The 14,847-nt window shown below is 65.0% G+C and carries 13 protein-coding genes; 9 read left to right on the top strand and 4 right to left on the bottom strand.

The annotated features are described in order from the left end of the window. Nucleotide 1 precedes the first annotated feature (1 nt). From rplM to ACWIBS_RS13225, 4 genes are all read right to left on the bottom strand, one after another. The gene (gene rplM / locus ACWIBS_RS13240) at nucleotides 2–448 is read right to left on the bottom strand and encodes a 50S ribosomal protein L13 (RefSeq protein WP_376130348.1); all 447 of its coding nucleotides are present in this window, start codon (nucleotides 446–448) and stop codon (nucleotides 2–4) included. Between the two features lie 203 nt (nucleotides 449–651). Beyond that, nucleotides 652–1,284, bottom strand: coding sequence for a CPBP family glutamic-type intramembrane protease (locus ACWIBS_RS13235; protein WP_376130350.1), 633 nt, complete (start codon nucleotides 1,282–1,284; stop codon nucleotides 652–654). A 95-nt stretch (nucleotides 1,285–1,379) separates the two neighbouring features. After that, a complete protein-coding gene (locus ACWIBS_RS13230; protein WP_376130353.1) occupies nucleotides 1,380–1,919 on the bottom strand; it encodes a hypothetical protein in 540 nt (179 codons plus the stop codon). A gap of 348 nt (nucleotides 1,920–2,267) precedes the next feature. Continuing rightward, nucleotides 2,268–3,053, bottom strand: a complete 786-nt coding sequence (locus ACWIBS_RS13225; protein WP_376130355.1) for a CPBP family intramembrane glutamic endopeptidase — start codon at nucleotides 3,051–3,053, stop codon at nucleotides 2,268–2,270. A 34-nt stretch (nucleotides 3,054–3,087) separates the two neighbouring features. On the opposite strand from ACWIBS_RS13225, the gene ACWIBS_RS13220 reads away from it, so the two are divergent. From ACWIBS_RS13220 to ACWIBS_RS13180, 9 genes are all read left to right on the top strand, one after another. Next, the gene (locus ACWIBS_RS13220) at nucleotides 3,088–3,684 is read left to right on the top strand and encodes an arsenate reductase/protein-tyrosine-phosphatase family protein (protein WP_376130358.1); all 597 of its coding nucleotides are present in this window, start codon (nucleotides 3,088–3,090) and stop codon (nucleotides 3,682–3,684) included. A 71-nt stretch (nucleotides 3,685–3,755) separates the two neighbouring features. Further along, nucleotides 3,756–5,336 carry a polysaccharide biosynthesis tyrosine autokinase gene (locus tag ACWIBS_RS13215; RefSeq protein WP_376130361.1) on the top strand — a complete coding sequence of 527 codons (1,581 nt, stop codon included), beginning with the start codon at nucleotides 3,756–3,758 and terminating at the stop codon, nucleotides 5,334–5,336. A 249-nt stretch (nucleotides 5,337–5,585) separates the two neighbouring features. Continuing rightward, nucleotides 5,586–7,100 (top strand): sugar transferase, encoded by a 1,515-nt coding sequence (locus ACWIBS_RS13210; protein ID WP_376130363.1) that lies wholly within the window; start codon nucleotides 5,586–5,588, stop codon nucleotides 7,098–7,100. Continuing rightward, complete coding sequence (locus ACWIBS_RS13205) at nucleotides 7,100–7,927, top strand: glycosyltransferase (RefSeq protein WP_376130364.1); 828 nt, start codon at nucleotides 7,100–7,102, stop codon at nucleotides 7,925–7,927. The genes ACWIBS_RS13210 and ACWIBS_RS13205 overlap by 1 nt, the downstream gene beginning before the upstream one ends. Continuing rightward, complete coding sequence (locus ACWIBS_RS13200; protein ID WP_376130367.1) at nucleotides 7,912–8,997, top strand: glycosyltransferase; 1,086 nt, start codon at nucleotides 7,912–7,914, stop codon at nucleotides 8,995–8,997. Before ACWIBS_RS13205 ends, ACWIBS_RS13200 begins: the two co-directional genes overlap by 16 nt. A 41-nt stretch (nucleotides 8,998–9,038) precedes the next feature. Continuing rightward, the gene (locus ACWIBS_RS13195) at nucleotides 9,039–10,157 is read left to right on the top strand and encodes a polysaccharide biosynthesis protein (protein ID WP_376130370.1); all 1,119 of its coding nucleotides are present in this window, start codon (nucleotides 9,039–9,041) and stop codon (nucleotides 10,155–10,157) included. Nucleotides 10,158–10,166: 9 nt separating this feature from the next. Next, nucleotides 10,167–11,207: a polysaccharide pyruvyl transferase family protein gene (locus ACWIBS_RS13190; RefSeq protein ID WP_376130373.1), complete on the top strand. Its 1,041-nt coding sequence runs from the start codon at nucleotides 10,167–10,169 to the stop codon at nucleotides 11,205–11,207. Between the two features lie 201 nt (nucleotides 11,208–11,408). Further along, on the top strand, nucleotides 11,409–12,917 hold the full coding sequence (locus tag ACWIBS_RS13185; protein ID WP_376130376.1) for an O-antigen polymerase: 1,509 nt from the start codon (nucleotides 11,409–11,411) through the stop codon (nucleotides 12,915–12,917). Between the two features lie 441 nt (nucleotides 12,918–13,358). After that, a complete protein-coding gene (locus ACWIBS_RS13180) occupies nucleotides 13,359–14,813 on the top strand; it encodes a DUF4012 domain-containing protein (protein WP_376130379.1) in 1,455 nt (484 codons plus the stop codon). Nucleotides 14,814–14,847 lie beyond the last annotated feature (34 nt).

Genomic DNA, 14,847 nt, shown 5'->3' with positions numbered 1-14,847 from the left:
CTTACTGGGCGACCTGGTCGAGGGTGAAGGTCTTGGGCTGCTGGGCACCGTGGGGGTGCTCAGCGCCGCGGTAGACCTTGAGCTTGGAGAGCTGCTGCGCGCCGAGGCTGTTCTTCGGCAGCATGCCCCGGACAGCCTTCTCGACGGCGCGCTCGGGGTTCTTCGAGAGCAGCTCTTCGTAGGTGACCGACCGGAGACCGCCCGGGTAGCCCGAGTGGCGGTAGGCCTTCTTCTTCTGGAGCTTCTGACCCGTCAGCGCCACCTTGTCGGCGTTGATGATGATCACGAAGTCGCCCATGTCCATGTGGTTGGCGAAGGTGGCCTTGTGCTTGCCGCGCAGGAGCGCAGCGGCGTGGGAGGCGAGGCGGCCGAGAACGACGTCGGTGGCGTCGATGACAAGCCACTCGCGCTGGGCATCGCCAGCCTTGGGGGAGTATGTGCGCGTCACAATAGTGCTGCTTTCTGGATTCGAACGGAGATGTTCGTGAATCCCGCTCCGGGGTGGTTCCTCGGCCGATGGCCGCTGAACACGCCAGTGGAGGGCTCACGTTCGCGGTGCCGGGTCAGCTGAGCCGACACCAAGGGATCAGTCTACGGCATGCGGATGCCACGCCCAAACCAGCAGCTGAAGCTGCGGCCCCTATAGAAGCCCTATAGAAGAAGGAGCAGCATCCCGGATGCATTGAACACCACGTGCGTGACGATGCCCGCGGCGAGGCGGCGGGTGAGGACGAAGACCACCCCGCACGCGATGCCGAGCAGGAGCGGGGCGAGCATCGCCGGCCACAGCGCACCGCCGGGCGACCCGAGAGTCCCGAGAGGAACGATGTGGAGCCAGGCGAAGACGGCGGCCGAGACGGCGACGGCGCCGCCGGCGCTCAGCAGCCGACGTACTCCCCCGAACGCGTCGACCAGCGCCGCCAGGAGCAGCCCCCGGAAGAACAGCTCCTCCACGACAGGGGTGACCACGACGGCGCCGGCGATGACCACGCCGAGAGTGAGGGGCGAGGGCGCCTCGAAACCGACGAGGAGAGACCCGGTCGTGGGCGCGAGGACTTCCTGCACCCCTCGCAGCAGGAGCGCCACGGCGACACCGAGACCGAGGTCGCTCCAGCGCCAGGCGAAGACGCGCCGGACGAAGCCGCCCGATGCGCAGCATCCGATCGCCAGCGCCACCGCCGCGAGCGCTGGAGCCGAGACGACGGCCAGCTGCACGAGCTGACCCCACCATCCGGGCAGCGAAGCCGCGTAGGGCAACAGCATGACGATGGCCGTGGCCGCCACGCCGACCGCGGCGATGACGAGCGCCGTGACCGGCGTGCGATAGAACGACGCTGACCCCGAGGGTGCCCTCGGGGTCAGCGCTGCGAGCTGTTCGCTCAGCGGCTCTGCGTGCGGCGGCGTGCAGCCACCGCGGCAACGGCGATGCCGCCGAGGCCGATCGCCCCGACGCCGGCCCAGATGACCGTCGCGGGAACCGCGCCACCGGTCGGAGGAAGTTCTGATCCGCTGCCACCGCTGCCGCCGGCCCCGGCGGGATCGGCGACCGAGATCGAGCTCGTGCCGAGGATCGTGGCTCCGTCGCTGATCGTGACGGTGAAGTTGCCCGGCGTCGAGGCCGAGAAGGTCGCCGACGCCGTGCCGTCGACGACGGGCTTGTTGACACTCGCGTAGGACGATCCCGCGGCGACGACGAGCGAGGTGAGGGTGGCTCCCGGGCTGCCCGAGACGCTGAACGTGACCGATGTGCGGTCACCCAGGCCCGTCGCGGTGATGACGGTCGAGCCGCCGGGGGTGATGGTGGGGGCGGCGACGGTCACGTTCGCTGCGGGCGGGTAGTTGTCCGCGAATGCCGCCGAAGCGGAGCCGATCATGAGCGCGCCGGCGAGGCCGACAACGGCGAGTGTCTTCTTCAGCATGAGTTCAGTCCCTCGAGATGCAAGCGGTCGATTCTGAGGTAGCGCGCCAACGCCGGTGTGTATTTCTCGTTTCGCCCGACGTTACGTAAGGGGCGGGTATTCGCTCCACCCGATTGCGCGCAGGGTATCTGTGCGCTTTCTGTCCGAGCAGAGATAAAGCGGGCGGATTTCGCCACATTAGAAGGTGCTAATGTCCCCCGAATGGCCGACAGGGGGAAGCATTATGTCCACCGCATGGGGGACATAATTCCGCATAGTGTCCACCGTTCGGAGGACACGGCACGAACAGAATGCGCCACACGCGACGACCGAAAACGACCGAAGTCCGTGCGGATAGTGTCTGACCCGCTATCCCCAGACAGTGCCGACGGCGGCGAGCAAGACATACGACGCGTTGAAGCAGCTATGGGTGATCACGGCTGCCCACACACGTCCGGTGAGCACGACGAGCAGGCCACAGACCAGGCCGAGACCGGCGACGGCGATCATGCTGCTGGCGTCACTGCCGGCCACCACGACGTGAGCGATCACGAACACACCCGAGCTCGCAAGCACCGAGATGGCGCCCGCGGTTCCACGGCCGAAAGGGCGGCGGAGCAGGTTGTAGATCGTCACCAGGATGACGACGCGGAAGAAGAACTCCTCGACCGTGGGCCCGATCAGGATGGCACCCGCCACGTCGAGGAGCCAGGACTCCACGCCCACTCGCCCGTCCACGAGAGGGAACGACGGGAAGGATGCTCGACCGGAGAGCCCGACCTCGGCCCACCCCTGAGCCATTCGCAGCATGACACCGAGGACGACACCGTAGAGCACGTCGAGAGGATGGAACCGGAACAGACCCACCGGACGCGACCGCGTCAGCGCGTAGACGCACACGGCCACCATCCCCGCCCAGGGCAGGACGGTCGGGAGGAAGGCCATCGCAGGCCACACCCACTCGAGGATCGCCCCGGCGAGCAGCGTGAGCGCGAGGACTCCGAGCGCGAGAGCGAGGAGCGGCTCTCTCCACCGCCGCACCGTGCGCCCGCCGAGCCGCCAGTCCGTGCGCGCGGTCCGCGGCAGTCGAGCAAGCGCTTCGCTCGCCGTCACGGCAGAGCTGGGCCCGACACGATCGCTAGAGTGGTCAGCCACCCGTCCACGTTAGCCCCGCGCCCCGGAGGACCCGATGTTCGAGATCCTCACCGTCTGCACGGGCAACGTCTGCCGATCCCCTGTCGCTGAACAGTTGCTGCGTGACCATCTGAGAGACCTCGGCGCAACCGTCTCGAGTGCAGGAACGCACGGTCTGACGGCGTCCCCCATGACGCCCGAGGCGCAGCGGATCGCCGTTCAGCTGGGTGTGACCGAAACAGATGCCGCCGACCACCGCGGCCGCATCCTCACCGAGGACCTGCTGCACTCCCCCGACCTGATCCTCACCATGACGCGCGCTCATCGCAAAGCGGTCGCCGAGACCGCGCCTTCCCGAGTGCGCTCGACCTTCACGATCCGCGAGTTCGCGCGGCTGACGAGGGAAATCTCGCCTGACGACGTCCGTGAGACCGTGGCATCCGTCGGCGGTGCACCCTCTGCCCGGGTCCGCGCGCTCTCCCACCTCGTCTCGACCATGCGCGGCGTCGCGCCGCCCCCGGATGATCCCGCAGACGACGACGTGATCGATCCGTACCGACGAGCGTGGGAGATCTATGAGCAGTCGGCCGCCGAGTTGCAACCCGCCGTCCGAAGCGTCGTCAGCCTGATCCGGTCTGCCCTCTCCGCCTGACCGCCGCTCGGATCCATCTGCGCAAGGCTGTGTCAGTATTGGCCGCGGACCGCGCGACCTCGAAAGGCGTCATGGAGCTCACCGATTACATCCGGATCCTGCGCAAGAACTGGATCGTCATCGTCGTCGCCGCCCTCCTCGGCGTCGCCGTTGCAGCCGGCTACTCGTTCACCCGAACGCCACAGTACGAGGCGCAAAGCACGGTCTTCGTGTCGACTCAGACCGGCGGCACGATCGTCGAACTCCAGCAAGGGTCGAACTTCACCCAGTCTCGTGTGGCTACCTACGCCACGCTCGTCACGACGCCGATCGTGACGAACCCGGTGATCGCCGAGCTCGAACTGGGAATGACAGCCAACGAGCTCGCGTCAAAGATCGCGGCAACGAGCGCCATCAACACGACCCTCATCACGATCACCGTGACAGACTCGGATCCGATCGCCGCCGCAGACATCGCCAACGCCCTCGGCGCGAGCCTGACCTCTGCCGTGGAGTCGATCGAAGCGGTGGGCGAGGCGGAGAGCCCCGTACGCCTGACCAGAGTTCGTGACGCCCTTCCTCCGCTCGCCCCCTCCAGCCCGAACGTCTCGCTGAACCTCGCGCTGGGGGCCCTCCTCGGCCTCGCCGCAGGGATCGCGATCGCTGTCCTGCGCACGCTGCTGGACACGCGGATCCGCACTCCGCGCGACCTGGAGCAGATCACCGACCGTCCCCTCATCGGCACCATCGTCTTCGACCCGAAGGCGAAGGACCGCCCGCTGATCGTGCATGCCGATCCGCTCAGTCCGCGGGCCGAGTCCTTTCGCGCCCTTCGCACCAACCTGCAGTTCCTCGACATGGGCGGCAGGTCGTCCTTCGTGGTCACGTCGAGCCTGCCCAACGAAGGCAAGACGACCAGCACCATCAACCTCGCGATCGCGCTCGCGGATGCAGGCAAGCGCGTAGCGCTACTCGATGCCGACCTGCGCAAACCCAAGGTCGCCGAATACCTCGGCATCGAGGGGGGTGCGGGACTCACCGACGTCTTGATCGGGCGCGCGGATGTGACGGATGTCATCCAGAAGTGGGGCCGGCGGAGCCTGTATGTCCTGGCCGCAGGGAAGGTTCCGCCGAACCCCAGCGAGCTGCTCGGGTCCGCACAGATGCACAAGCTTCTGCACACACTGGAACGAGAGTTCGATGTCGTCCTGTGCGATGCCCCGCCGCTGCTCCCCGTCACCGACGCCGCCATCCTCGCCAAGGCGACCAGTGGAGCGATCGTCATCGTCGCTACCGGCAAGACGAACCGTCATCAGTTCTCCCAGGCCCTCGATGCGCTGACCACGATCGGGGCGAAGATCGCGGGCATCGTCCTGACGATGGTGCCGATGCGCGGCCCTGATTCTTACTACACGTACGGTTACGGCTACGGGTATGAGCCAGAGGGCGAGGCGAGCCCGTCCACGAAGCGCTCTCGCCGCCGCGCCAGTTCGAGCCCCGTCCCGCAGGTGTCCTCGCGATCCTCGGGGCAGCACTCCGGCGCCCCTTCGACGAGCCCAGACTCAACGACCCGTGTCCGAGGGCAATCCGATTCGGAATGGCTGGACGAAACTTTCGGTCCCCCGCAGCCGAGCCCCCCGCAAGACGGGCGTGGCCGCGGAACACGCCGCTAACGACACGAGCGCGCGCTCCATCGGGGATTCTTGATCGAGCGATAGAGCGCTAACCGATAACGGTACGTCGGTGTTTTACGAAGTCTCGAATGATCGCTTCCCGAATGTAGCCGAGCGGCACAATTCGCCTGCTAACGTTGGTTTCGCGATCGCGATTGTGAAATGCGCCCGAGATGTCCCTATCGCGCATCGCTCCGCACAATTTCGAGTCGGCGATGACTCCCGACGACGAAGGGCGCAGTTGTAACAGTGGAAATCACGGAGACGGGCGCGCATTCCGCGGCAGAATCGACGCGCTCGGGGCCCATCGTCGCGGCCGCTTCCTCCGTGCCGGCTCGACACCATGGCGGCTGGCGTCGAAGTTACGCACGGCGTCTACTTCTCAGCGATTTCCTTGTCCTCGTCTGGGTCGTCTTCGGCGTTCACGTTTTGTGGTTCGGAACCGAGTCGAACGGGGTGGAGGGCCTCCCCGTCGTTACCTACTGGGTGTTCTCGGCGGTGCTCGTGGCTGCCTGGATGTTGGCGCTTGCTCTCTCCGACACACGAAGCGATCGCGTGATCGGCGTCGGCACGACCGAGTACGTAAGGGTGGCCGACGCAAGTTTCCGGCTCTTCGGCGTCATCGCCATCCTCGCCTTCCTGTTCCGAGTGGATGTCGCGCGAGGCTACCTGCTCATCAGCCTCCCGCTCGGCGTCGCGGTTCTCATCGTGTCGCGGTGGCTGTGGCGTGGCTGGCTTGACGCTCAGCGCCGGGTAGGCAAGTACTCCGCTCGCGTTCTCCTCGTCGGTTCGATGGAGTCGGTTGCGCAAGTCGCGCATGAACTCGCTCGCACACCCGCGGCCGGATACCGGGTGATCGGTGCATGCGTTCCCTCGGGGCGGATCGCCGAGACGGTCCCGGGCAGTGACATTCCGATCATGGGTACCGTCGACGCCGTCGAGAGAGCAATCGCATCGACGGAGGCGGATACCGTCGCCGTGACCAGCACCGACGATTTACCACCCCACAAGGTCAAGGAGATCTCCTGGGCACTTGAGGCGGGGCGTCAGCATCTCGTGCTTGCCCCGAACATCGTCGACATCGCCGGCCCACGGATCCACACGCGACCGGTCGCCGGTCTGCCCCTGATCCATGTGGAGACGCCACGATTCTCTCGGGGACAACGCTTCGTGAAGAGAACGTTCGACGTCGTGACATCTGCCGTGCTCGTCGTCCTGCTTTCGCCCGTCCTACTCACGGTGATGATTGCAGTGAAGGGCACCAGCCGGGGCCCCCTGCTCTTCAGCCACGAACGGATCGGGATCAACGGCGAGCCGTTCCGCATGCACAAATTCCGTTCGATGCGTGTGGGCGCCGACGACGAACTCGCCGCCCTACTCAAGGCGCAGGGCACGTCGACGCGCCCGCTGTTCAAAATTCAGGACGACCCGCGCATCACCCGCGTGGGCCGGTTCATCCGCAAGTACTCCCTCGACGAACTGCCACAGCTTTTCGATGTCCTCGGCGGATCCATGAGCCTGGTTGGCCCGCGCCCCCAGGTTGCAGCCGAAGTGGCTCTGTACTCGGAAGCCGCGCGGCGGCGTCTCCTCGCCAGACCTGGAATCACAGGGCTGTGGCAGGTGAGCGGCCGCAGCACTCTCGATTGGGATCAGACCGTCCGCCTCGACTTGTACTACGTCGAGAACTGGTCATTGCTGGGCGACATCGCAATCCTCGTCAAGACGGTCCGTGCCGTCGTAAGCCCCGGAGAGAGCGCACACTGATGATCAACGAACCTGACGAACAGCCGGAGAGCAGGGCGCCCGAATGGGCGTTGATCACGGTCACCTACAACAGTGCTTCCAAGCTCGCAGAATTCTGGGGCGACCTGCCTCTCAACGACAACGTCGAGTGGATCGTCGTCGACAACGCGTCTCAGGATGACTCGGTCGAGGTCGCACGGTCTCTAGGCGCACGCGTCGTACCGCTTGACCGGAATCGTGGGTTCGGTGGAGCCAACAACGTCGGTTTCGAAGCGAGCGCGGCGCCCTTCGTCGCGTTCGTGAACCCGGACATCACCGTGAACTTGGGGTCGCTCGATCGACTTAGAGAACTGATCGAGCGCACAGGTGCGATCGTGAGCCCGCAGCTCCTCTATCCTGACGGACGACCGCAGCCGAACGGCCGTGGATACCCGTTCCTCGCGAACAAGGTGCTGAACCGCGTTGAAGCCGAGGACCGCCCCTCTGACTATCGCCGCTTTGCCCCACCGGGTGCCGACATCGACGTCGTATGGTTCATGGGCGCTGCGGTGCTGGGCAGCAGGACCACGTTCGACGCGCTGGGCCCATGGGACGAGCGGTTCTTCGTCTATTACGAAGATTCAGATCTCGGGCTGCGTGCAGCGCGGAGAGGCATCCGCCGTATCGTTTCGGGCCATGCGCGGTGGGTGCACGGTTGGGCGCGCGAAACAACGACCCTCGATCTCGCTGCGTGGAGACGAGAGCTGCCGTCGATGATGAAGTTCTACTCGCGATATCCACGACTTCTCTCGCCTTGGCCGACTCGCTCGGCACGAAACCTGTCGGAGAAGGGGTGGCCGCGCCGATGAGAATCGTCTTCGACATCCTCGGCGCCCCCGAACGGTCCGGCGGCATGCGCCTTCACGGCACGGAGATCATCACGACCTGGACCGAGATCTTCCCCGCAGATGAGCTTGTTGTAGTCGGCGGAGAATGGGCACGCACTGACTTCGAGCCGCTCGGGCTCGAAGTCACCGTCGTGAACAACGAACGCTCACTCCGCCGGGCCGCCGGTCAGATGCTGATCACCCCGTGGGTCGCTAGAAGACGACGCGCAGACCACGTGATCTCGCTGAGCCCGATCGTGTCCCCATTTGTACCTCGAGCTAGGTCTTCGTGCTTTCAGCACGATTGGCGTCACAAAAAGAACCCGAGCGAGTTTCCCCTCGCGCAGCGGATCTACCGAGTCCTCTGGCAGGCATCCGCGAGTTACGCCGGGATGAACTTCTGCATCTCAGCCAAAGCGGTCGCGGAGACACACGCCTACTCCCATCGGCCTCGCACGACGCTTGTCGAGAACGGAAGAGACCACGCCCGCCGCTGGGTGACCTCGCCGGTCGGGCGAGAGGGGAGCAACCACCTCGTGACGTTCGGCCACCACAACAACAAGCGACCGGAGCTCGTCCTCGATGCTTTGGCATCCGCGGGAAACGCATTGCGGGACTACGACCTCGTGATCTTGGGTGCACGTGGAGCATACGCGGATGAACTCGCGGCTCGCGCAGCAAGGTTGGGCCTCGAACACCGTCTGCAACTGCCGGGATTCGTCACCGAGGAGGAATACCAGTCGACCGTGGCCTCAGCCAGCGCGATCATCCTCGCTTCCAGCGACGAAGGCTTCGGCCTCCCCGTCGCTGAAGCCCAGTTCCTCGGAGTTCCTGCCGTCATCACCGCGGACAGCGGAATCACGGAGCTGTTCCCTGATCATTCGGTGGTCGCGTCACCGGAGCCGTCGTCACTCGGCGCTGCCATTCAGGAGGCGCTCGCCAGCCGTGTGCGCTTATCGGCAGGTGTCAAGGAGTCGCAGACATGGGCTCATGTCGTTTCCCAGGTGCGTTCCGAGCTGCAGGCACGCGAAACCAGCCGCAAACCACGGTGAACGTGAGGCTGTTCCACCTGGGGGCGCCTTTAGTCGCGTCTGTGGGCGTGCGACTCGCGCAGCTACTCGTGCTGGCCGCTGTCGCCCAGACAGCCCCGGTCAACGATCGAGCCGCGGTGCTGGCGTCCTTCGGCGTCGTGGCGGCCTTTGCGGTCTTCTCTGATGCCGGGGGTTCATCGTATCTTCTGACCCGAGACCAAGTCAGTCGAAGGATGATGATCGGCGCGGCTACCGTCCAGGGCACCATCGCGTTTGCGGGTGCAGTGCTGGCCACAGCTTTTTCGATGATCACCCTGCCGTGGGAAGACGCGGCGTTCGCACTGTTGTATGTGGGATGCTACGCACTGTCGCAGGCGCTCGACTCCGCCACCCGTGCCGTACGAGCCGTTCAACTTCAAGCTGGCCGCGACCTCGCATATGCGTTCGGCGATGGCGCGCTGGGCGCGACCAAGTTGATCCTCGCGCTAGTCGGTCTTCTGCTGGGGTCGATGGCATTCGTGTTGGCGCTGCCCGCCGCGTCCCTCGTGGTGTTGACCACGATGTTCTTTCTCGCCTGGCGCTCGACTTCGAGTGAAGGGCCGGGGGTATCCGTGGGAGCGCTGATCCAGTTCGGGATCTCCGGCGCCGTGAGCGGCATCTATACACAGGTCCCATTCCTGATCGCCACGGCGGTCGCACCAGTGGCTGCGGTTGCATCGCTGGCGATCGCGTTGCGAGTTATCCAGCCGCTCGAGATTTTGCCTGCCACTGCTAGCCAACAACTGATGCCCCGGATTCGGGCCAGGCCGCTGCGCGCTCGTCCGATTTGGATCGCGGCCGTTGCCACCGGTGGGCTACTGGCACCCATCGTGTGGGCGGCAACACCGTTGCTTCAGTTCGTCTTCGATACGCAGTTCGAACCCAGCTTCATAGTCGGTCTGCTCTGCTTGACCGTTCCTTTGAAGTTCGGGAACTACATGCTCACCGCGTTCCTCCTAGCGCGCGGCCAGGTGAATCACAAGACACTCGCGTCGCTGATCGTCGGTGTCCTCGCTGTCGTCGGTTCCCTACTCTCCGTTCCCCTCTGGGGAACGACAGCGGCCGTCCTCACCATGGTCGGGGCCGAAGTGATCCTGGGCATCATCCTTGCCACCCTCATCCGTCATCGGCAGCAGCATTAGAGGAGAATAATGACCGCTCTCAGAATCCTCGTCGTTTCAGCGGATCGTTCCGATGCGGGCGGCGCTCCGATCAACTTGGGCGACGCGTTCCTCACCGACGTTCTCCTGGCCGAATTAGTGGAGCGCGGACATCGTGCCGAGGCTGTGGACTTCGGAGGACCTAGACTTTTCGGCTCCGGACCGCGCCGACACCTCAGCGGTGTCAAGGAACTGTTCCGCGCCATTCGCCAATCAGACGCTGTCATCGTCGGAGGAGGAACACTCCTGCAGGATGACGGCGGTCGATCTTGGGGCGGTCTGCCACGGCTGTGCGCGGCCGTCTCGGCCCTCGCCTGGGCCGCGCGTCGGCCACTTGTGTTCTTTGCAGTTGGAAGCGACACAGTCACCCGCAAAATCCCACGGCTCCTCCTCCGACTTGCGGTTCGTGGCAGGACCGTTTGGGTGAGAGACACTGCCTCACTCGAGCGCGTTCGAGAGCAGCTGCGAGGCAACGCCGAACTCGCCGCGGATGCCGTTTTGCTCGCTGCCGCTGACAGCCTCATCAGTGGCGTCCCTTCGAGTGACGCAAAGACCCCACGCGACGTCGTCGCGCTGAGCTACAAACACACCGACCGCCTGAAAGAAAGCTACTTCGCCAGGCCGAACCCAGGCACCGCACCGTCACCGCTGTTCCTGGCGATGTCGCAATCAGAGAGCTTCGCGGACGCGACGCCGAAATTGCGCGAACGAGTCGGCGGGCGAGCGGATTTCACGCCCCACCCCATTGGGTGGCCAGCCGCCCTGGAGACGATCGCCCATGCCCGCGCAGTGCACGCCTCTCGTATGCACGCGTTGTACCTTGCGCTCCTCACATCGGTGCCGATGGTCGCGATCGGCGACAGCGAAAAGGTCACGGCCTTCGCTCACGAGTTCGGAGTCCCCCGGAGCTCAGACCTGGACGTCTCCGTGTCTGCCCGCGCAGCCCGCGCCGACGAAGAACGTATCCAGCGGGCACGCGAGCGCGTGAATCTTGGGTTGTCGTTTGCTCTGGAGTCTCTTGTCACTACGTGAGGCGAGCTTGGAGCGCCCAAGCAGCACTAACGTTGCGCCTAGCTTCCTTCTGCACGCGTCGCCAGAGGCAAGAGTTGGCATGCGGCGCGACGATCGCGCACGGCGAGGACCACGTGCACCGTACGACGCTTCGCGGTTTCGGTTCGGTGACGCGCCAGTGAGCGTCACCAACGCACGTTGTGAGAGAACGACGGCGATACCATGGCCGCGATGACGCGTCTAGCCAGAGGTGCACGCCTGAGCGAAGTGCGACAAGGAGGCGCCCCTCTTGTCGCGCTGTACCTGATTCTCCTGTGGATCGTCGCACCACTGCTCATCGTCGTCCTGGGCAGCCGAGCGTACTCTCCACTCGCAGTAAACCTCGGAGTCGCGCTAGCGGCCTTGGTCGTCTTCGAGATGCGTCGAGTTGGCCATCCTCTGACGGCGGCGGGCATAGCTGCACTGGGCGGAATCCTAATCTTCGCGTTCCGCCCCCTCACCATCGCCTCGAGCGGGACGACAACCCCTGGCGCGTTGCTCGACACCCGCGAGTTTGCTGGAGCAGCTATTGCCGCGGGATCGACCTCGCTTTGGCAAGTGACCGTGTTCTACGGGTGCTTCGGAGCGATGTACTTTGCCATGCTCGGCAGGCCAACCGCACCCGTACCCTCCCGCCTGATAGGCGTTGATGTCGTACGCAGGTCGGGGGTGCTCCTTGTATTCGTTGCTCTCTTCGCGGTCGCGTGCGCGCTACTCCTTATTCAGACGTCAGGGGGGTTCGAAGCCCATTTCAGCGGGGTTTCTGTTCGATCCAGCTTCCTCGCTGGCCGGTACTACCTCACGTTGAGCTATATCCCCTTCACGGTTGCCCTCGCGCTCTACATCCTTGCCCGACGTCACGCAGGTCTCAAAGAGTGGACCGGGAGCGGCATCTCAGCGGCCTTGCTTCTCTGCGCTGTCGGATTCGCCACTGGGGGACGCGGCCCCTTGCTCCTCGGTGTCATCATTCCGATCCTGATCTTGAAACAGACTGGGCCTTCACGGTTCTCCCCCCGTGCACTCGCACTGACCGGCCTGGCGCTACTGGTCGGCGCCATGGTGATGTCGCTATTTTTGCGAGAAGGCAACTATGACGAGGGCGCGTCAATCCGCGCTCTTCAAGACGACCCGGTCGGCACCCTCCTGCAACGCCTCACTTCGGGAGCAGAAACGAGACCTTTCGACAGCCTCATCCTTCTCAACGAACAAGATGCCGCAGGCCACGTCCCGTGGCTACTCGGTTCGACCTACGCGGCCGTCCCGTCATGGTTCATCCCGGGAGACATCGCCCCTTGGAAAGATGGGGGGGCCAACACGTGGTTCACTCGCACGTACGTCCCACGGTTCTATTACCCAGACCAGATCGAGACGAGCGTCTCGGCTATCGGAGAGGCCTTCGCCAACTTCCGGTGGGCGGGGATCGTCGTCGTCGGTGTGCTCGTGGCCATAGCCGCAGCGAGACTGGCTCTGCGCAGAGAAGGCAACGGGTACACGAAGACTCTGCTCGCCACGATTCTCACGCCGCTGTTCTTCTCATTTATCCGGGGAGATGCATTTCAGAATCTTTCGACCGTGATTCTCATGCTCTTGTGCGTCGCTCTGTTCTCTGGGCTGACGGGTGCGGGACGACCGAGCTCGACAAAGCCGTCCGGCCACCACCAACCGTGGTCGCTGTCGACGACGTATCGCTAGACCACCACCGTGAGTAATCGGTCCTGGCGGATCGCTACGTCGCGGGGCGACTGGAGCTTAAACCGTCCTCATGCCGCCTGGCTCCCGAGCGCGAAGATCTAGGGTGGACGGGTGACGGAGCCCACGACGACCCGACCCACGCGCATCGCAGGGGTCGCATTTCGCTGGACGCTCGCCGCGTTTCTCATCGCCCTTTGCGCTGCCGCCTTGTGGATCGTTGCTCGCGGGACGCTCGCGTACCAACACCTTCGCGCGGCGCAAGAATCGGCAAGCACGGCAGTCGGGCAGATAGGAGATCCCGAAGCCGCGGCTGCTGCCATCGAGGGCCTCTCTGTCGATGCATCAGCCGCCCGGTCGCTTACCGGCGACCCGATTTGGCGACTTGCTGAAGGACTACCGTGGGTTGGACCACAGCTGACGGCGTTCTCCACGATCTCCGCCGTGGCGGAGGACGTCGTTAACTCGACGCTCGTCCCCATTGCGGATGCCGCCGACGGACTCACGCTCACCGCTTTCCGGCCGAGCGACGGGCAGTTCGACTTCTCGGCGATCAGCGAGATTAGCGGTGCGGCGTCCGACGCAGCAGCAGTGCTCGATCGCTCCGCGATAGCCATCGATGACCTCGATCGCTCGGTGCTCGTCGGACCACTGCAGCAGGCGGTCGACCAGGTCGGCGAGATGCTCCGCGAGGCCCGAGGCTCAGCTGATGCGATCACGCGCGCCGCCACTCTCCTGCCTGCGATGCTGGGCACCGACGGACCGCGCAACTACCTCGTGCTCTTTCAGAACAACGCGGAGTGGCGTTCGCTCGGCGGCATCCCCGGAGCGATGGCCGTGATCCAGACCGAGGGTGGCGCCATCGCGTTGGCTGCACAAGAGACGACGAGCGGATTCCCTCGCTACGACGCACCGGTCCTCCCACTCGACGATGAGATCATCGCGATCTACGGCGAGCGCCCCGGTCGATGGATGCAGAACGTCACGCAGGTGCCAGACTTCAGCGTCGCCGGCGCACTCGCTCGGGAGATGTGGTCGCGACAGCACGGGCTTGAGGTCGATGGCGTCCTGTCGGTCGATCCGGTCGCGCTGTCCTATCTGCTCAAAGCCACCGGGCCCGTCACACTCGCCTCTGGCGATGTACTTAACTCCGCGAACGCCGTGAGCATCCTGCTCAACGAGGTCTATGTGCGCTTCGAAGACCCCGCTGCGCAGGATGCGTTTTTCGCCGAAGCCGCGGCTGCGGTCTTCACTGCTCTTTTGAGCGATACCGCCGACCCGCCAGCGCTCATGGCCGCGCTCACGCGCGCAGCGGACGAACGCCGGCTCATGCTGTGGAGCGCGCACGAAGAAGACCAAACGCTGCTCGAGGGCACCACGCTCGCGGGAGGCCTGCCGGTCAATGACGAACACACCGCTCGCTTCGGCGTCTACCTCAACGACGGCACCGGATCGAAAATGGACTACTACCTGACGTCGAGCACCGATGTCGTGTGGGAATCCTGCGCGATGAGCGCCGACGGTGCAAGCGGTGAAGCGGCGTTGACCATCCAGTTGTATAGCGAGGCACCCGCCGACGCGGCCTCACTTCCCGGCTACATCACCGGACGCGGCATTTACGGTGTGCCGCCGGGGACGGCGCGCACACTCGGCTATGCATACCTGCCCGAGGGTTTCGAGCTCATCGACGCGCAGTCCTCGACCGGTGGCGGGTTCGGCGGCGGAACCCACGAAGGGCGACGCGTCGTCAGCTTCACCGTCGACCTCGCCCCTGGCCAATCAGCGACCCTCACGGTGCGTGCGCGGTCCGCGACGCCGTCTGCCCCGAACCTCATGGTGCAGTCGACGCCGACCCTGAGCCCGCCATCGAAGGTGGTCGCTGCGTGCCTGGCACCATAGACTGCAGCGTGCAGGGGCCACCACAGTGCTGCCC

This window comes from Microbacterium sp. NPDC055442 (assembly GCF_053644215.1).
Note: the sequence above shows the minus strand (reverse complement) of the source record. Positions and strands in the feature narration are given on the sequence as shown.